This window comes from Achromobacter deleyi, assembly GCF_016127315.1.
Taxonomy (GTDB): Bacteria; Pseudomonadota; Gammaproteobacteria; order Burkholderiales; family Burkholderiaceae_B; genus Achromobacter; species Achromobacter insuavis_A.
This window is the reverse complement of sequence record NZ_CP065997.1, coordinates 6,156,703-6,174,092: the sequence shown is the minus strand read 5'-3', so window position 1 is coordinate 6,174,092 and position 17,390 is coordinate 6,156,703. Positions and strand designations below refer to the sequence as shown.

15 protein-coding genes and 1 pseudogene are annotated in these 17,390 nt (G+C 66.1%); 6 read left to right on the top strand and 10 right to left on the bottom strand.

The features are described from left to right. Positions 1–78 precede the first annotated feature (78 nt). The 4 genes from I6I07_RS27810 (at position 79) to I6I07_RS27795 (ending at position 3,565) form a co-directional block, all read left to right on the top strand. Entirely contained in the window at positions 79–1,707 is a 1,629-nt protein-coding gene (locus tag I6I07_RS27810; RefSeq protein WP_198484540.1) for a phytoene desaturase family protein, read from the top strand. Further along, complete coding sequence (locus tag I6I07_RS27805) at positions 1,704–2,597, top strand: SphA family protein (protein WP_035360232.1); 894 nt, start codon at positions 1,704–1,706, stop codon at positions 2,595–2,597. Before I6I07_RS27810 ends, I6I07_RS27805 begins: the two co-directional genes overlap by 4 nt. 170 nt (positions 2,598–2,767) lie before the next feature. Next, positions 2,768–3,142 carry a glutaredoxin family protein gene (locus I6I07_RS27800; RefSeq protein ID WP_198484539.1) on the top strand — a complete coding sequence of 125 codons (375 nt, stop codon included), beginning with the start codon at positions 2,768–2,770 and terminating at the stop codon, positions 3,140–3,142. A gap of 12 nt (positions 3,143–3,154) precedes the next feature. Continuing rightward, a complete protein-coding gene (locus tag I6I07_RS27795) occupies positions 3,155–3,565 on the top strand; it encodes a hypothetical protein (RefSeq protein WP_198484538.1) in 411 nt (136 codons plus the stop codon). Positions 3,566–3,658: 93 nt separating this feature from the next. Here I6I07_RS27795 and I6I07_RS27790 read toward each other — a convergent pair whose 3' ends face one another. From I6I07_RS27790 to I6I07_RS27750, 9 genes and pseudogenes are all read right to left on the bottom strand, one after another. Further along, entirely contained in the window at positions 3,659–4,726 is a 1,068-nt protein-coding gene (locus tag I6I07_RS27790; protein ID WP_198484537.1) for an AraC family transcriptional regulator, read from the bottom strand. A gap of 245 nt (positions 4,727–4,971) precedes the next feature. After that, positions 4,972–5,274 (bottom strand): helix-turn-helix domain-containing protein, encoded by a 303-nt coding sequence (locus I6I07_RS27785; RefSeq protein ID WP_198484536.1) that lies wholly within the window; start codon positions 5,272–5,274, stop codon positions 4,972–4,974. Continuing rightward, positions 5,258–5,640 (bottom strand): annotated as a pseudogene (locus I6I07_RS27780) (type II toxin-antitoxin system RelE/ParE family toxin). The gene I6I07_RS27785 and the pseudogene I6I07_RS27780 overlap by 17 nt, the downstream one beginning before the upstream one ends. Positions 5,641–5,872: 232 nt before the next feature. Further along, a complete protein-coding gene (locus I6I07_RS31845; RefSeq protein ID WP_269784301.1) occupies positions 5,873–7,399 on the bottom strand; it encodes a porin family protein in 1,527 nt (508 codons plus the stop codon). 173 nt (positions 7,400–7,572) lie between these two features. After that, positions 7,573–8,466 (bottom strand): hypothetical protein, encoded by an 894-nt coding sequence (locus I6I07_RS27770; RefSeq protein ID WP_198484535.1) that lies wholly within the window; start codon positions 8,464–8,466, stop codon positions 7,573–7,575. Positions 8,467–8,709: 243 nt separating this feature from the next. Continuing rightward, entirely contained in the window at positions 8,710–11,523 is a 2,814-nt protein-coding gene (locus I6I07_RS27765; protein ID WP_198484534.1) for a TonB-dependent siderophore receptor, read from the bottom strand. Between the two features lie 199 nt (positions 11,524–11,722). Then, entirely contained in the window at positions 11,723–12,709 is a 987-nt protein-coding gene (locus I6I07_RS27760; protein WP_198484533.1) for a FecR domain-containing protein, read from the bottom strand. Between the two features lie 15 nt (positions 12,710–12,724). Continuing rightward, entirely contained in the window at positions 12,725–13,246 is a 522-nt protein-coding gene (locus I6I07_RS27755; RefSeq protein ID WP_006394192.1) for a sigma-70 family RNA polymerase sigma factor, read from the bottom strand. 177 nt (positions 13,247–13,423) lie between these two features. Beyond that, the gene (locus I6I07_RS27750) at positions 13,424–13,714 is read right to left on the bottom strand and encodes a hypothetical protein (protein ID WP_198484532.1); all 291 of its coding nucleotides are present in this window, start codon (positions 13,712–13,714) and stop codon (positions 13,424–13,426) included. Positions 13,715–14,008: 294 nt separating this feature from the next. On the opposite strand from I6I07_RS27750, the gene I6I07_RS27745 reads away from it, so the two are divergent. Continuing rightward, positions 14,009–14,767 (top strand): SDR family NAD(P)-dependent oxidoreductase, encoded by a 759-nt coding sequence (locus I6I07_RS27745; RefSeq protein WP_198484531.1) that lies wholly within the window; start codon positions 14,009–14,011, stop codon positions 14,765–14,767. Between the two features lie 102 nt (positions 14,768–14,869). Here I6I07_RS27745 and I6I07_RS27740 read toward each other — a convergent pair whose 3' ends face one another. Next, positions 14,870–15,868 carry a GlxA family transcriptional regulator gene (locus tag I6I07_RS27740; protein WP_198484530.1) on the bottom strand — a complete coding sequence of 333 codons (999 nt, stop codon included), beginning with the start codon at positions 15,866–15,868 and terminating at the stop codon, positions 14,870–14,872. Positions 15,869–16,196: 328 nt separating this feature from the next. Between I6I07_RS27740 and I6I07_RS27735 the strand changes: the two genes are divergently transcribed. Further along, entirely contained in the window at positions 16,197–17,378 is a 1,182-nt protein-coding gene (locus I6I07_RS27735; RefSeq protein WP_198484529.1) for an efflux RND transporter periplasmic adaptor subunit, read from the top strand. Positions 17,379–17,390 lie beyond the last annotated feature (12 nt).

Sequence of the window (17,390 nt, the reverse complement as noted above, 5' to 3'; positions counted from 1 at the left end):
ATGGCGCGACAAGTCCGGCACCCCGCGCGTTCTTGCTTCATCAACCTTCCCGGTCCGCGTGACCGGCCGGAGCCTGTGATGTCCTTACCTTCAGCGTCCGACGCCCAGATCATCGTGGTGGGCAGCGGCATGAATTCGCTGGTGTGCGCGGCGCTGCTGGCGCAGCGCGGCAAATCGGTGCTGGTGCTGGAACGCAACGACCGCCTGGGCGGCTGCATCCGTACCGAAGAGCTGTTTCCCGGCTACCGCCACGACGTGCTGTCCAGCTGGTACCCGCTGTTCGTCGGCAGTCCCGCCTACGCCGCCCTCAAGCCGGCGTTGCAAGCGGCCGGCCTGGAATTCGCCCAGTGCGACTACACCACCGGCCTGGTGCTGCCCGACGGCAGCGGCATCGCGCTCAAGCAGGACATCGCGGACAGCGCGCGGCGCCTGGACGCCTGGGCGCCCGGCGACGGCGCCGCCTTCGGCGCCATGGCGCAACGCCTGTTCGGCGAAGACGCCGCGCTGACCTTCGGCCTGCTGGGGCAGAACCCCTATGGCGCCGGCATGCTCAAGCTGCTGTTCGGCGAGTGGCGCCGGCGCGGCCTGGACGGCCTGATGGCGTTCGCCGCCGATTCGCTGGAGAGCTTTCGCCGCTGGTCGAACCGCGAACTGCAATCCGACGCCGTGCGCGCGCTGATCGCGCCGTGGGTGCTGCACACCGGCCTGGGCCCGGACGACGCCTGTTCGGCGCTGATCGGCAAACTGACCTTCGCCGCGGTGGTGGCCGGCGGCATGCCGGTGGTCAAGGGCGGCAGCCAGGGCGTGGTGGACGCATTGGCCAAGGTGATCGAACACCACGGCGGCCAGCTGCTGACCGGCTGCGCGGTCGAACGCATCCTGACGCGCGGCGAGGGCCGCCGCCGCCGCGCCGTCGGCGTGGTGGCCGCCGGCCGCGAATACCGCGCCAGCGAAGCCGTGGTCTGCAACGTCACGCCGGGCCAGCTGTACGGCACGCTGCTGCCCGACGCGCCGGAGCCGGTGCGGCGCCGCGCCGCCGGCTACCGCCACGGCCGTGGCGGCATGCAGATCCACTTCGCGCTCGACGCGCCGCCCGACTGGCGCACGCCGGAACTGCGCCACGTGCCGCTGGTGCACCTGACGGAAAGCATGGAGCAGGTCTGCGCCTCGGTCACCGAAGCCAACAATGGCCTGCTGCCTGCGCGGCCGACGCTGGCCATCGGCCAGCCGGTCGCCGTCGACCCGTCGCGCGCGCCGGCCGGCGGCTGGATCCTGTGGGTGCAGATGCAGGAACTGCCGGTGCGCGTCAAAGGCGACGCCGCCGGCCAGATCGAGACGCCCGCCGACGGCCGCTGGACCGAGGCCCTGCGCGAAGCCGTCGCCGACCGCGTGCAGGCGCGCCTGGAGCAGGTCATGCCGGGCCTGGCGCAGCGCGTCATCGGCCGCCGCAGCTACTCGCCGGCCGACCTGGAGGCGCTGAACTGCAACCTGGTGGGCGGCGATCCGTATTCGGGTGTCTGTTCGCCCGACCAGTTTTTCTGGCTGCGGCCCTTTGCCGGCAGCCATGGCGCGCGCGGACACCGCACGCCGCTGCGCAACCTTTTCCACATCGGCGCCGCCACCCACCCGGGTCCCGGACTGGGCGGCGGTTCCGGCTATCTCGTCGCACAACATCTCGCGCCCCGCGGGGGCAGGAGCGGAACATGAGCAGACACCTGACACGCCGGCTGGCTTGCGCCGCGGCATTGGCGCTGGCCGGCGGCGTGGCGCACGCCACTGAAGGCGGCGGCCTGGGCATCTATCCGGACGGCCTGGAGAACTTCATGTCGGGCGCGCTGCCGCCGCCCGGCGTGCACATGCTGGTCTATGGCGGCGGCGCCCGCTACGACAAGCTGCGCGGCAACGACGGCGAGCGCCTGCCGGTGCCGGACTTCAAGGTCGACGTCAACGTGCTGGCCCCGCGCCTGATCTGGGTCACGCCACAGCAGGTGTTCGGCGGCCAGCTGGCCTTCCATGCCATCGCGCCGCTGCTGGACGTCACCTTCAAGGCCGGCGGCCAGCGCTACCGCAGCACCGGCCTGGGCGACATGACGCTGGGCGTGGCGCTCGGCTATCACCTGTCCGAATCGCTGCACTACGTGGTTGGCCTGGACATGTACGCGCCCACCGGCGAATACGACCGCAAGGACCCGTCCAGCCTGGGCAAGAACTACTGGACCGCCCAGCCCGTGTTCGCGCTCAGCCGCATCAGCCCCGACGGCTTCAACGCCGACCTCAAGCTGATGTACGACTTCAACTTCCGCAACAGCGCCACCGACACCCGTTCCGGCCAGGCCATCCACGCCGACTACGCGCTGGGCTGGGGCGTGGGCAAGGGCTGGGTGCTGGGCGTGGGCGGCCATGCCTTCCAGCAGGTCACCGACGACAACGGCCCCAACAGCGCCGCCGGCCGCGCCCGCGCCTTTGGGGTGGGGCCGTCGGTGCGCTACATGAACGACCGCGGCTGGCTGTTCACCGCCAAGTGGCAGCAGGAATTCCAGGTCAAGAACCGGCCGGAAGGCGCGCAGTTGTACGTCAAGCTGGCGATTCCGTTCTAGGACCTGTGCCAGGCGCCTTTTTGGGTGAACAGGCCCTTGGGGCAGCGTGCGGCGGGCCGGCCCGGCAGCGGGCCCGCCGCGGGGAAGGGGCGATGGCAAGGCGGGCGTAAACCGCCTGTCGCCGCGAATCGGCTAGACTCAAGGCCTCTTTTCGTTTCAAGTTGCCATCCATGATTGTCAAAGCCTTGCGTGTCGGTTTGGGTCAATTGATTGTTCTGGGCGATGCGCTGACACGTCCGCGCCCGCAGCAACGCTCGGCGCAGGGCCAGGCCGCCGTCGACCGCGAGGCGACCGCGCTGTCGCTCTACCAATTCCATGCCTGCCCGTTCTGCGTCAAGACGCGGCGCGCCATCCATCGCCTGAACGTGCCCGTCGCGCTGCGCGATGCCAAGGGGGATCCCCAGGCGCGCGCTGAATTGCAGGCCGGCGGCGGCAAGGTCAAGGTGCCGTGCCTGCGCATCGAAGAAGCGGGCGGCACGCGCTGGATGTACGAGTCCAACGACATCATCGCGTACCTTGAACAACGCTACGCAAACGTGGCTTGACCGGGCCGCGCCATGACACGCGCCGCCCGCCTTGCCCTGTGCGCGGCGGTTGCGCTGGCGGGCTGCGATTCGTCGCTGCCGCCGCCCGCCGTGTCCCGCTTGACGGCCGAGACCCTGGCCACGCAGGAGACGCCGCCCGAACTCCAGTTCAAGGGCACCTTGGCGGGCAAGCCCATCCACCTGCTGATGCATGAATGCAAGGTCTACAAGGTGGACCCGGCAGAGGGCGGCAATGTCACCTGGACACAAGTGCTGGAAGGCGATTTCTACCTGTTGCCCACGCTCTGCGTGCGCCAGGAACTGACGGCGGAGAAGGGCTACGTGAAGGCCTTCATCGGCCGCCAGGCGTTCGGCGCCGGCGGCTGCTGCACCGGCACGCCGGAATACCGCTCGACCGACGGGCTGACCTGGAAGCCGCGCTGAACGCATTCAGCGCGCGCGGATGATCGTCTGCGATGGGCTCTCCCCACGGTGGTTTGAACCGAAGGTCCCGCGCGTGCGGTTGATGTTGCCGCTTCAGCCGTGCCGCCGCACGCTCTGGCTGGGGCTTTCGCCATAGCGCGCCTTGTAGCTGGCGCTGAAGCGCCCCAGGTGGGCGAAACCCCAGCGCAGCGCCACGCCCGCGACGTTCTGGCATTCGCCCGCCACCAGCTCGGCGCGTGCCCGCTCCATGCGCAGGTCGCGCAGATAATGCATGGGGCTGATTCCCAGGAATTCCTTGAAGCCCGCATACAGGCTGCGCACGCTGACCCCCGCGATGCGCGCCAGTTGTTCGGCGCTGACCGGTTCATGCGCATGCGCCTGCAGATAATCCTGCACGCAGCGCACGTGGCGCGGCAGCACCGCGCCGCGCCGGCCCGCCGGCGTGGCGCTGTAGTTGTGGGGCAGGGTGGACAGCAGCGTCGCCGCCACCAGCTGTTCCATCTGGTGCACGATCAGCTTGTGCTCGGCCAGATCCGCATGCTGCGATGAACAATCCAGCAGGTATGCCATCAGGCAGCGCCAGGCCGGACACTCGCGCCAGCGGAACCCCAGCTGGAAGCGCAGCGGCCGCTCCAGCGTACAGCCCAGGTGGCCCACCAGCGTGCGCTCCAGCAGCGAGCGGCCCACGCGCAACATGAACTGGTCGTTGTCGTCGGCCCAATGCATCGCCAGGTCGTCGTCCGGGCTGACCACCGACGCCACGTCCGGCGTCGAATCCACCCGCTGCGGCCCGCTTTCGATCAGGGCGGTGCCCGACAGCGGCATCTGCACCAGGAAGAAGTCCTCCAGCGGCCCCGGCCGGATCTCGACGTTCGCGCCGTAGCGCAGCCGGTTCAGCGATACCTCGCCCAGCGGCTGGTGGTGCATGCGCGCGTTCAGGCGCTGCGTCGACCCCACCACGCCCAGGTGGTGCGGCCGCATCACCCGGCCCACCATCGCGCGCGCCTCGTCCAGGTCGCCCGAGGCGAACAGTTGCTGCGCCGGCGTCGCCAGGATGGTGTCGATGCGCCATCCCGAGGCGCCGGCCGTTCCTGCGCCTGCCGGGCGCGGCTCGGCGGGTTGCCATGATGTCTCGGCATCGGACTGCATCGTGTTCAGCATGGCCGGGATTCCTTGCGCTGGTCCTGATGTCCGGCGGGCAACGGCCACCGGTTCCCCTGGCTGCCACGTCCGCGGCAGGCCTTTATGATGGTCCTCATAGTAAAACGCCGCGCCCCGGGCGGGACTGCTGGAAAACCCGTCCCAGCCGGTATCGGGCTATCCGTTTTCTGCACAGCCTGTCCACCGACTGCGAAAACTGTCCGGCGCCGGCGGCTGTTCTTGGGGGAAGGGGCCGGCGGGTGCCATCAGAGGATGGCGCGCAACCCCTTGTCCGCGATCAGATTGAGCAGCTTGAGCGCCGGGCCCGTGGGGCGGGTTTCGCCTTGTTCCCACTTGCGCACGGTCGAGGCGGTGGTGTGCAGGTGCAACGCGAACACCGGCTGGCTGAAATTCAGGGATTCGCGCAGGCGGCGGATGTCGGCCGCGGCAAGGGGACGGACCGGCGGCGGGCAGATGCTGTCGAATTCGCGCATGGTGACTTTGCTGACTACGCCCGCATCGTGCAGCGCGGCCAGATCGTCGCGGATGCCTTCAATGATCTTGCTCACAAGGGATCTCCAATAAGATGCCGGACGCTATCGCTTTCGATAGCGCTTCAGGGATAGATCGAGGAACACTCTTCCTGCGAATTGCAGTGCCTTCTGTTCGTCCGGCGCTATGTTCTCCTGATCGTTCTTGGAGAAGCCATGCAGAAACACGTAGCGGTGACCAAGTCGGGCGGAAAGCAGCGCGCGATATCCATGGCTCTTGCCCCCGCCCGGCCGGGCGACTCGTTGTTTGTAGAGCAGGCCTCCCAGGCTGGCGTCGATCAAGCCGTGTTCCATTGCCCTGACTGCCATGCAGAGCGCGGCGTCAGGCAGGCGTTCCTCTGCCTGCCATCGGGCAAAGCGCTTTCGCTTCAGCATGCGTTTCATCGGTGTCTCCTAAATGTACCCGATACGGGCATGATTTGGGTCGCTCAAGCGCGTATTTCGCAGGGGCTTTCGTCCTATTTGCGAAACCTCGCTCAGGGGGCGGCGTTGGCCGCCGACATATGTCGAGTGAGACGGCCAGTCACGATGTGTGAACGTAACCCAGGCGGGCAAGCTTCGTTAGGGAGGCTGTGCTCAACACGTCCACCTTGAGCCGAACCCGGCGTGGATGCCGTCAGAACCGTTTCTCCAACATCAGGCTGACCTCGGTCCTGTCCCGCGCATACATGGGCAAGTCGCTGGTGACCTTGAGGTAGCTGAGGTTCAGCTTCGGTTCGAGGCCGGCGATCGTGAAATCCGGCGTCCAGACCGAAGCGTCCACGCGCAATTCATGATCGTGTCGCCGCTGGTTCAGGAACAGGGCGTAGGGCGCCTTATACGACTGTTGGCCGTAGCGGGCGCTCAAGCGCGCGCCGAGCATCCGCCCGAAGGTCTTGACCACGCCGAGCTGCGCCCAGGGGAAGCGATAGCCGTACTCGCCCGCCGCCACCGCCTCGCGCTGCAGGCCAACGCTGCCGTAGGCCAGCAGCGCCGGCGAGAAGATGCGGATCGCCGTCAACGACAGCACGTCCAGGTGGCCGTCGTAGGCGGCGTAGGCGCGGTCGTCATAGCCGCGCTTTAGCCATAGCCAGGCTCCCATCAATTGCCACCCGGGCGTTGGCCGCCAGCCGTATTCCAGGCTCATGCCGTGGTTGTGGCTGTAGCGCCGGCTGCCCATCCAGCTGCGGCCCGCCTGCGGCGTCGCGGCGAACCAACGCGTGGCGTCCTGCCACTTGTAGCCGCCGCGCAGGGTCAGGGCGCGGTCGCTGTAGTCGCGCTGCATGCGGTAGGCGGTGCCATCGATATCCGCGCCCAGCGTGTAGTAGTGATGTCCGCCGAGATTGCGCTCGACATTGGCGCCGCCGCTGTACTTCAAGCCCCAATCCGATTTGGGCAGGGCATCCCGGCTCTTGGCGAACGGCACCCACAGTGGCCCGCGCCGCGTCGCGACCGGCAGATACAACATCGGATCGCGGTTGGCCGAGTTGACGTTGTCGCTGTAGACGGTGCCCGCGCCCAGGCGGAAATTCCAGCGGCGCTGCTGCGCCAGCGCCTGCCGGTACTGCATCACGCTGCGCTGCGCCGCCGGCTCCAGCGATGCCAGGCGCAGGTCGGCCAGTTCGGCGTCGGACTGCGCGAATTGGCGGTCCTCCATCAACAGGGTGCCCAATTCCAGCCGCACGTAGTCCAGGTCGGGATGCTGCGCGATCAACTGGCGGTAAAGCGCGATGGCCTCGGCCAGCCGCCCGTCGTGGCGCAGCAGGGCGCCATGGACGTAGTCGCGCAGGATCGGGTCGACGCCGGCCATCCACGGGTAGAAGCGCATCACCCGGCGCAAGGTGCTCCAGTCTTCCTGCAGCATGGCCTGGTTGAGGATGCGTTCGGTCAGCTTGAGGTTGTGGGCCAGGTCCTGGTCGGTCAGTTCCAGCGGTGGATTCGCGGGCTGGGCGGGCTGGCGGTGCGTGATGGCGGGGGTGGGGCGCGGCGGGGGCGGTAGGGCGGGGGTGTCCGGCTCCAAGGGGCGGACGGGGGCGGGCAGGGTGGCGGGGAGCGGCGCGGCGGGTTGGGCCTGGAGGACGGGTGGCAGGCCCAGGGTGAGCAGCGCGAGGATGAGCGCGGGCGCGGCGAAATGCACGGGGTGGCGCGGAGGACGAGGGGGCACGGGTCTCCCGGATGCGGCGGTGAAGAGAGATAGGCAAAAGGACTGCAAGGAAAACTCCTTGCAGTCCGTGATGGGCGAGACCGGCGGTCAGGGAATTTGAAATTTCAAATAGAAGTGCAAGTGAGATTGATATCTATTAAATGAAAATCCCTGATCCGGCTTTGCCACGGTGTTTACTGCTTGGCGCCGATGACGGCCACGCCGCCGATACGATCCGGCAGGCCGGTGATGGCGCCGGCGATTTCCGCGCCGTTCGGGCCGAACAGGGTCAGGGCGTACTCTGGCGTACCTTGCGGTCCTTTGTTGATTTCTTTCCATGCCTCCGGATTGCTGACATCCGCGCTGTTGACCGTCACCGACCCCTTGAAGACCAACCCGTTATCGGTCGCGGCCAGGGCCGTCTGATCCAGCTTGCCATCGTCGATGTTGAAGACGATATCCTTGGCGGTCGGCGAAATCCTGGCCGGAATCTTGATGCCGTCCAGCGAGAACGATCCCTCTCCCGTGGCCGCGCTCGGCCCGGTCACCGTGACCTGATAGTCGAACATGCCGCGCGGGAAGTTGGAGAAGGTCACCCCGGCGTAGTTGTACGTGCCGTTCACCAACGTGCCCGGCGCGGTCCGGTCGCCGACGATGCTCTTGACGAAATGGCGGGCCTCGGTGCCGCGCGCCAGGTTGACCACCGCTGCCGAATAGTTCTGGCGGTACACACGGTAGACCACCGGCGTCTTGACGCCAGCGGCCGAGGAACTGTCGTTGGAAGTCAGGCTCAAGTCATCGTTGTGGCCCGTGCCGCCGGGGCCGTTCTTGCCGTACAGGGTGAAGGCTTGCAGGGCGTTCAGGTCGAACACGTTGGCGATTCCGGCGCTGGCCTGGGTGGGCGCGGCCACGGCGGTGGACGGGCCGTAGGTCTGGCCGTTGTAGTTGAACGAACCCTGGTAGACCACGTCTGTCTGACCTTCCAGGTTGCTGGGCTGGTTGAGGTCCAACTGGTTCCATCCGGCGGAGGCGGCGCCGGCAAAGCCGGCCAGAAGCAGCGCGGCGGAGATCTGGGTGAGTCTGTTCATGATCATTTCCTTGAAAAAGGAGGGTAAGAAATCCCAGTGGCAACCAAGGAACAACCGGGTTGGTCCTGGGGGACGTGAATTCACTGCCCGACGGCGTTTCCGGAACATTCAAGGAAATCCGGTCCAGTCAGTGCCCACACTACCGAGGACACGCGACGGCCCGCGAAAGTGCAAGGGTTGGCCCGAAAAATTTGTATCTGCATGGGTTTTCCTTGCGGGCTGTAGAAGGATTGGCTCGATCACTCACAAGCGGTAGCTCAGAGTCAACAGCGCATTGCGCGGCGCGCCAGAATTCAGGGACCGCTCATGCTGGTAATAGATCTTGTCGAACACGTTGTTGACGTTCAACTGCACGGCGAAACGCTGGTCGATCTGGTAGCGCGCCATCAGGTCCACCAGATAGTAGGCATCCTGCTTCATCATCCAGTCCTGTTTGCGCTTCCGCGTGTCCATGGGAATCCACGCGGACTGCGTGGCGCTTTGCCAGCGCACACCCGCGCCCAAGGTCAGGCGCTTGAGGCGGTAGGTGGTGAACAGCTTGAGGGACTTCTCGGGGGCGCGATAGCTGCCGGTCAGGTCGTCCACGGCGGAGAACATGACTTCGCCCTCGTAGGGCGGCAGGATCTGCTTTTGCTTTACATAGCCCAGCGCGATGTTCCAGTCCTTGGTGATGGCGCCGGTGGCGTTGAACTCCCAGCCATAGACGCGCCAGCCCTTGTTGTTGGTGGTCGGGGCATTGGGATCGTAGCTTTGGCTGGGGAAGTCCTTCTGTGTCATCCGGAAATACGAGGCCGCGACATTGAGCCGGTCATCGAAGAACGCGCCCTTGACGCCGCCTTCCTCCGTGACCGAGCGCACCGGCGGCAGATAGGCCCCGGTCTGGAGGCTGGTGCCGCCATTTTCGCCGTTGTATTGGGGGTCGCGCACGTAGGACGTGGCATAGCCGTAGTAGGCGTTGATCTGCGGCGTCAGTTCGACGATCAGGCCGCCATAGGGCAGGAATTTCGGGCGCAGCACAGGGTTGGTGAGCGGGGCCGTGGTCTCATAATTGGAGCAGCGCCCCTCTTCGAAACAGTCAGTTCCGGCATCCCTCTTTTCATCCTTGGCCCAGCGGCCGCCCAGGATCAGGTGCACGCGCTCCATGGGGCGCAAATGGCTGCTGAAGTAGTATCCGGTCTGCCGATACGTGGTGAGGTATCGTTCTACTGAGCGGTACATATTGCGGCCACTACTATCATCCCCCCAAAGGATGCCCCAATCCTCTGGAGGTCTGGAGGCAATGCTGTCGATGGGAATGCCGCTCGATATCGTATTTAGTGGGTTTTTTTGGGGGGGGTCGCACCGATTTAAATTACCCCAGCGGCTGCACGGGTTGAGCCCGAGATACGGATAGTCCGTTGTCCCGTAACTGGCATAACCGCCATACCTCATGTGATGCGTGTTATAGGCATTGGCGCCCACGACGAATTCCTGCGTCCGGCCCAGCACCTCGATACGGCCTTTCAGGTGGACGTCCACGGCGTTGACGATGTTCACATCATTGTCGCGCCGCGCCACGTAACTGGCGATGCCGCCCGGCGCGTAATCGGCCGCCGCCTGCGGCACGTAAAACGCGCTGCCCATTTCCCCGTACAGGATATCGTCCTTGTTGCTGGCATGGTTGTAGCTCGCATTGAAGGACCAGTCGTCGTTGAAATCATGATCCCAGGTCAGGAACAGATTGGTGTAGGCGCGATGGGTGCGCGACCACGGGGTGGCGTTGTTGAAGCTGCGCGCAACGCCGGTCGTCGGCAAGATGGTGGTGCCTGGCGGCAGGTCGCGCAGGCCCTCGGGCAGATATTTGATTTCGTTTTTTGTAAACCTATTGTTGTACACCTCCGAAAACCGCGCTACGCCATGCGGCGAGGCCCCGTCCAGCTTGAAGTCGAATTGCGTCACCCCGGCGCTGATACGATTGTTCTCGGTCACGTCCAGGTCCCCGATCAGCGACACCGCCGAGCGGTCGCTCTTGACCCGCTCGACCCAGTGGTTGCCCTTCTGCATGGCCGCCGCAAGCCGCACCCGAAGCCGATCATTGATCGGCGTGGAAAAGTCCAGCTCGGCGCGGCGATTGTTCCAGCTGCCGTATTTCAGGTTCGCCGACAGGTGGCGGTCCAGGTAGGGATGCTTGCGCACGAAGTTCAGGCTGGCCGAGGCGTCGCCCTCGCCGCCGGTCAGGCTGGTGGAGCCGCGCAGGATATCGATGCGCTCGTAGAGGAAGGAGTCCTGCAGCCCGATGTTGCCATCCGCACGGCCCGACAGGATGTAGCTGCTGGCCATGACGCCGTCCATCTGCACCGACGTGACCGGGAAGGTGCGCGAAAAGATCGGCTGGTTGCCGGCCCCCGCCACCCCGGCGGTGATCAGCGTGATCCCCGGCGTCTGGTCCAGCACTTCGCCCACCGTCAACAAGCCCTGATCCTGGATCTGCTGCGCCGTGAACGTCGTGATGCTCTGCGGCGTCTCCTTCGGCGCCAGGTCGAGCTTGGTGGCGCTGGAGGTGCTGCTGACGGTGTAGCCCCGGTTGGGCGCGTCGCCTTCGCGGTAGCCGCTGACGGTGACGGCGTTCAGCTGGGTCACGTCCGACGAGTCCGAACCCGAGCCCCGCGCATCCGCCGCCTTCGGCAAGCCGCGCAGCATGTAGCGTCCCGGCGCGCGCGCTACCGCTTCGAAGCCGCTGTCTTGCAGGATGCGGCGGAAACCCGTCTCCACGTCAAAGCTGCCGCGCAGCCCGGCGGATTCCTTTCCCGCCAGCAGGGATGCGTCGAACGACAGGCTGACGTCGGTCGCCTGCGCAAACTGGTTCAGCACATTGGCCAGCGGACCGGCCGGGATGTCCACCTGCAAGGTGCTGGCGGCCAGGGATGCCGGTGGCGTTTGCGCATGGCCGGCACGTAGCGGCGCGAAAGCGGCCAGCAGGCATAGCAGCGTGAGATTCAGCGTGAATTGGCGCGATGGACGCCGCGTGCGCGGGTGGACGGGGCGGGTGGTCGGTGATGCGAGGGAAGTAGCGGACATGGCGATGCGGCGATAGGAAGATTGAACATGCGGCGGGCCCGGAAGCAGTTCGGTTCGCGTTCAGGGCGGGCGCCATCGCTACGAGGACACGCGACGCGATGCAAAAGTGCAAATGCGATTGAAAAAAATACTTATGTGATCGTATTTGCGCTTGGAGGCCGGCGACCCACGCATGGGCGAGCCGCCCGCCGCCGCCCGGCTACGCCACCGGGCGCGCCATGACCGTTACCCAGTAGCGCGTATGCCGTCGCACCTGTACGGGGAAACTGTCCGAGATTGCCGCAAGCGCTTCGTCGGTGTCGCGCAACGAGAAGACACCGGAGACCTTCAGGTCCGCCACGGCCGGGTCGCAGCGCAGGATGCCGGGGCGATAGCGCGCCAGTTCGGCGATGACCTCGGCCAGCGGCCGGTCGACCACCGCCAGTTGGCCGTGCAGCCATGCGGCCGCGTCGGCGACCGCGGCGCCTACCGGGCCGGCGCCGCTGCCGTCGAATGACACCGCCTGGCTAGCCTGCAGCAGAACGGCGGGCGGATACGCCGCACGGCCAGGTCGAATCGTGGCGCGCTGTTGCAGCACCTCGACTCGCGTGGAGCGATCATGCAGACGCACCGTGAAACGGGCCTCTTGCGGCAGGATGTCGCCGTGCGGGGTGCTGACGACGAAGGGGCGCCGCGTCGTCCGCGCGGCGTCGTCCGGGTGCGCCTGCACCAGGATCTCGCCGGTGCGCAGCACGACCCGCCGCCACGCGTCGTTGAAATCCAGCGTCACGCGGGTGGCCGTATTGAGATAGAGCTCGGAGCCGTCGTCCAGCCGCAGCCGGCGCTGTTGGCCGGTGGCGGTATGCCACGCGTCCGGGTCCCTGTCGCGCACCACGCCATAGACACTGCCGGCCAGCAGGCCCATGCCCGCCAGCGACAGCAGGCTGCGGCGCTGCGCCTGGCGGCGGGTGGGCTGGCTCAGCACGGCGGCGGCGACGTTGCCGGGCACGCGACCGAACGCGCAACGCACGGTCTGCAACCGTTCCCAGGCCTGACGATGCGTGGCGCTGGCGTCGAGCCAGGCCTGCCAGTCGAGATGATCGCGCGGTGTGGCGTCTTCGGCCATCAGGCAGGCGAACCAGCGCGCTGCCTCGTGCACGGCCAACTGTTCGGCGCAGGGCGGGGCGGGGGTGAGGGCCTCGGCCATGCGGTCAATCGGCCGTCAGACGGCGGCCAGGCAGCAGTGCGCCATGGCCTGGGCGATGTAGTTCTTGACCGTGCGCAGTGAAACGTTCAGGCGCACGGCGATCTGCGCGTAGGGCAGCCCCTGGAATTGCGATAGCACGAGGGCCAGGCGCACCTTCGGGTCGAGGCCGTCGAGCATGCGGTCGAACTCGAACAGCGCTTCGCGCACCAGCGCCTGGGTCTCGACGGAAGGGACCTGCTGCGGTGGCAGCGTCGCCAGCACTTCGAGATAGGTGATCTCGAGCGCCTGCCGGCGGTAGAAATTGGCGACCAGCCGTCCGGCCACGGTAGCCAGGTAGGCCCGGGGTTCGCGCAGGCGGGAGGTGTCGGTATGGGGGGGAGGGGCGGCGCAGAGGACGCGGACGAACGTGTCCTGGGTCAGGTCATCGGCGTCCTCGGCGCGGCGGACCTTGGTGCGAAGCCAGTTGCGCAGCCAGCCGTGATGCTCGCGGTAGAGGCCTCCGACCTGGTGGGCGGTGGTGGCGAGGCACTTTTTCATGGAGGAACGGCGGGATGGGAGTGCGAATGGAAAGCGTTATGTTTTTATAGTCGATGGGGTGGGGGAATCCGGCGAATTCGGAGGGGACGGGCGGGAAATCGGGTTTGTCTGAGATGGGCGATTCGGCCGATCATCCGACGATCGGAGGGGAAACCGATCGCCCGCGGGCGAAGGCGTTCAGGCGGTCAGGAAGCGCGTGACTTCGGCCCAATCGTTGGTCGACAGGGCGACGTCCTCGTAGTCGCCCTCTTCCTCGTCGTAGCGCGAAACACAGAAGCGCTGGCTCCTGCCGGATTCGCGGTCGTCGTAGTTGGCGTAGTCGACATAGACTTTCAAGCCGCGCTCCGCGTTCTCGAAAGAAGGCGCTGCATCGATGTAGCTCGACGTGTCGATATACCCTTCGGGCAGGGTCGGCAGGGTTGTGATGTCGAAGTCGGGAAATTCGCGACGCAGTCGGTCAAGGTTCATAAGGTAAGCATGTGGAGGCTGGAGACCTGACATTTTACGTTGCTCGGCGTCAGTCGCCACGATGCCCCCCGAAACAGAGTCTGGGTGGGCGCTGCGCACAGCGCCATGCAAAAAGGCTCGCATGTCGCGCATGCGTGCCGCGGGATCCCCAACGACCCATGACCGGGTGCAAGCGCGCCGGCCGCACTGACGAAATCTGAGGGATCAACGTCTTTTACGCAGAGCGCCTGGCGGGAGAAACTTCGGTATTGCCTATGCAAAGGCTGGCACCTTTGGCAAAAAAAGGACCGAAGCATGAACGACTTGGCGGGCGCCTGCCCGGCGCGGCCCACTCTCCTGCTAACCGGCGCGAGCCGTGGTATCGGCCATGCGACGGTGAAACTGTTTCACCAAAGCGGGTGGCGTGTCTTGACCGTATCGCGAGCGAGCTTTTCTAGCGAATGCGCGTGGGCGGGCGGTGTCGACGACCACATTACCGCCGATCTGGCGGACCCGAGTTCGTATGAGCGGATCGCGGCCGAAGTGCGCCGGCGCCTGGGCGGCGCGAAGCTGGCCGCGATTATCAACAATGCGGCGATTTCACCGAAGCTGGCGAATGGCGGGCGCAAGGGCGTCAGCATGACGACCTACGAAGAGTGGCTCTCGCTTTTCAACGTCAATCTTTTCTCGGCCGCGATGATCGTCCGCCTGCTTCTGCCGGAGCTCCGCTTGGCGGGAGGCGCGATCGTCAACGTGACGTCGATAGCCGGTTCTCGCGTTCACCCCTTTGCGGGCGCGGCTTATGCCTGCTCCAAGGCGGCGCTGGCCGCGCTCACGCGCGAACAAGCCTTCGAGTTCGGTCCGATGGGAATCCGGGCCAATGCAATCGCGCCCGGGGAGATAGACACGTCCATCCTGTCTCCGGGCACCGAGGCCCTGGTCGAGGCCAGCGTGCCGATGAGCAGGCTGGGCGACCCGACGGAAATCGCAGGCGTCATGTTCTTCCTGTGTTCGAACGGCGCCTCGTATGTGAACGGCGCGGAAATCGACGTGAACGGCGGCCAGCACGTTTGATCGGCGGGTGGGCCGGCGCCTCCCGCGGGGGGACAGTCGCCGCGAACCGCCGGAAAGGTGCCAAATGCAAAGACCGGCCTCGCGGCCGCGCCGGAACCCGCGTCAGGCCAGTAGCGGCGCTGGCCGCGAAGCCATGCGTCGGATGCTCTGCGGCGGATGCCCCAGTACGCGAATGAAGGCCCTGCGCATTCTCTCGGGATCGGTGAAGCCGATTCTGTGAGCGATGATTTCGATCGGTTCCGCGCCGCGCTCGACGCGTTGCCTGGCCACCTCGACGCGCAGGCGTTCGACGGCCTTGGCCGGCGTTTCCCCCGTTTCGGCAAGGAATGCGCGTCCGAACTGCCGGGGACTCAAGCAGGCGACGGAAGCCAGAAGCTCGGTCGACAATGATTCATGCAGGTGTTCGCGAATATAAGTCAGCACGTTGCGAATCCTGTCGGACTCGGGCTCCATATCGGCAATGGCTGAGAATTGGGATTGCCCGCCGGGCCGGCGATGGTAGACGACCAGCATCTGGGCGACGGCGTGAGACAAGCCTGCGCCGTGATCCTCTTCGATCATCGCCAATGCCATGTCGATGCCGGTGGTGACGCCTGCCGACGTCCAGATGCCGCCCTCCCGGGTAAAGATCCGGTCGCCATCCACCTTCACCCTGGGGTACTCGCGTTGCAGGCGTGCGGCGTATTTCCAATGCGTCGTCGCGCACAGGCCGTCAAGAAGGCCGCTTGCCGCCAATATGAAGGCGCCCGTGCATACGCTTGCGATGCGCCGAGCGCCTTTGGCGACGACGTGATTCAGGTAGTCGCAGGTTTCCGGCAATGCCGCGTCGGGGTAGGCGCCAAGGCCGGCGCCCGCCACGATCACGGTGTCGTAGGGGGAAAACCCAGCCCTCTGCGTGGTGACTTCCAGGCCTGCCGAGCTGCGCACGGGGCCTCCCGCCAGCGATATGACCTGGTATCGGTAGGAATGATCGCCCAGGAGCCCGCCGGCCACCTCGAACGCCGCCAGCGGACCCGTCAGGTCCTGGATCTGGAAATCGTGGAATACGAGGAAAGCGATATCCCGCGGGGTGCGGCTCGCGCCGGATGATATTGGGTTCATGACACTCTTGCACCACGTTCGGAAGCAGGTTCCAGCGCATCCCGGCCATGGCCGGCGCGTGGCCTGGAATGGATGTTACCCAGCCTTCATGGTGGCCAGTAAGACATATATCCCTCAAAAAAAGACATGTGACGCGGCGCGCAGGCAAGCCGGATTGCATGGCCCACGCAGCGACGCATGCGGGAAGTCCGCCTGACCCGGCGTGGCGAAAAAGGAGGGAACTAAGTCCTTTTGGCATCGGCGCGCCAGCGGGAGAATCCGAGTTCTCTTACAGAGTGACATTCAACATGAACCCTAGAAAGTCCAACCTTGCGCGGAGAGCGGCCGCATGACCCCTCCACGCCTTTCCTCTCGCACGGGTAAAAAACCGGTCTTCCTGCGCACGGCGCTGCTGGCCGCGGGGCTCGCCACGGCGACGGCCTGCGCCTTGTTTCTCCTGCCCCCCAAAAAGTCGCTGGCAGTCAGCGCCGTCGCGCTTCCCACGGTATCCGTGGCATTGCCGGAGCAGCGCACCGTCGTTGAATGGGACGACTATGTCGGCCGTTTCGAGGCCAGTCGCCGGGTGGAAGTCCGGCCCAGGGTGTCTGGCCAAATCGTGGGGGTGCATTTCAAGGACGGCGAAATCGTCCAGCAGGGCCAGTTGCTCTTCTCCATCGACCCGCGCCCCTACAAGGCGGCCTACGCCGAGGCGCAGGCCGGCCTCGCGAGCGCGACCAGCGAGCTCGAGCTCGCGCGCGCCGACCTGGCTCGAGCGCAGCGGCTGGTGGGCGACAGCGCGATTTCAAAGAGCGACATCGATCAGTTGCAGGCGCGCGTGCGGGCCGGCACGGCAAACGTTGCCGGTGCGCAAGCCCGCGTTGCGCTGAAGTCGCTCGAACTCGAATTCACGGAGGTACGCTCGCCCATAACGGGCAGGGTTTCCGATCGCCGTGTCGACCCCGGCAACCTGGTCATGAGTGGAGAAGCGGGCAACGGCACCCGCCTGACCACCATCAATGCGCTGGACCCGATCTATTTCACATTCGACGCATCCGAAGCCTTGTACCTGAAAGCCATGCGTGCTCGGGAACCGGGTGCGGCGCAAACCCAGGTCGAGGTGCGGCTTCAGGATGAACCGGACTACACCTGGCGCGGAAAGCTCGACTTCACGGATAACGGCATCGACCCCCGCTCGGGGACCATACGCATGCGCGCCGTGGTTGAGAATCCGACGTTGTTCCTGACGCCAGGGTTGTTCGGAAACATGAGGCTGGCAAGCGGATCCGGCGCGCCTGCCTTGCTGATTCCCGACTCCGCGGTCCAGATCGACCAGACGCGCAAGACGGTTCTCACCGTTTCCGCCGAGGACACGGTGCTTGTCAGGACCGTCGAACTGGGCCCGCTCGTCGACGGGCTCCGGATCGTGCGTGCCGGCCTGGCCGCCGATGACCGGGTGATCGTCGGCGGACTGCAGCACGCCATTCCGGGCGCGAAGGTGCAGACGAAGCCAGAACCGGCGTTCGCGTCGTAACGAGGCCCCGGC

Excerpts from the sequence above, each read along its gene's own strand:
- I6I07_RS27760 (WP_198484533.1), bottom strand. The coding sequence starts at position 12,709 with ATGGCCGAGGCCCTCACCCCCGCCCCGCCCTGCGCCGAACAGTTGGCC.
- I6I07_RS27800 (WP_198484539.1), top strand. The coding sequence starts at position 2,768 with ATGATTGTCAAAGCCTTGCGTGTCGGTTTGGGTCAATTGATTGTTCTG.
- I6I07_RS27810 (WP_198484540.1), top strand. The coding sequence starts at position 79 with ATGTCCTTACCTTCAGCGTCCGACGCCCAGATCATCGTGGTGGGCAGC.
- I6I07_RS27805 (WP_035360232.1), top strand. The coding sequence starts at position 1,704 with ATGAGCAGACACCTGACACGCCGGCTGGCTTGCGCCGCGGCATTGGCG.
- I6I07_RS27735 (WP_198484529.1), top strand. The coding sequence starts at position 16,197 with ATGACCCCTCCACGCCTTTCCTCTCGCACGGGTAAAAAACCGGTCTTC.
- I6I07_RS27790 (WP_198484537.1), bottom strand. The coding sequence starts at position 4,726 with ATGCTGAACACGATGCAGTCCGATGCCGAGACATCATGGCAACCCGCC.
- I6I07_RS27770 (WP_198484535.1), bottom strand. The coding sequence starts at position 8,466 with ATGAACAGACTCACCCAGATCTCCGCCGCGCTGCTTCTGGCCGGCTTT.
- I6I07_RS27765 (WP_198484534.1), bottom strand. The coding sequence starts at position 11,523 with ATGTCCGCTACTTCCCTCGCATCACCGACCACCCGCCCCGTCCACCCG.
- I6I07_RS27795 (WP_198484538.1), top strand. The coding sequence starts at position 3,155 with ATGACACGCGCCGCCCGCCTTGCCCTGTGCGCGGCGGTTGCGCTGGCG.
- I6I07_RS27750 (WP_198484532.1), bottom strand. The coding sequence starts at position 13,714 with ATGAACCTTGACCGACTGCGTCGCGAATTTCCCGACTTCGACATCACA.
- I6I07_RS27740 (WP_198484530.1), bottom strand. The coding sequence starts at position 15,868 with ATGAACCCAATATCATCCGGCGCGAGCCGCACCCCGCGGGATATCGCT.
- I6I07_RS27755 (WP_006394192.1), bottom strand. The coding sequence starts at position 13,246 with ATGAAAAAGTGCCTCGCCACCACCGCCCACCAGGTCGGAGGCCTCTAC.
- I6I07_RS27745 (WP_198484531.1), top strand. The coding sequence starts at position 14,009 with ATGAACGACTTGGCGGGCGCCTGCCCGGCGCGGCCCACTCTCCTGCTA.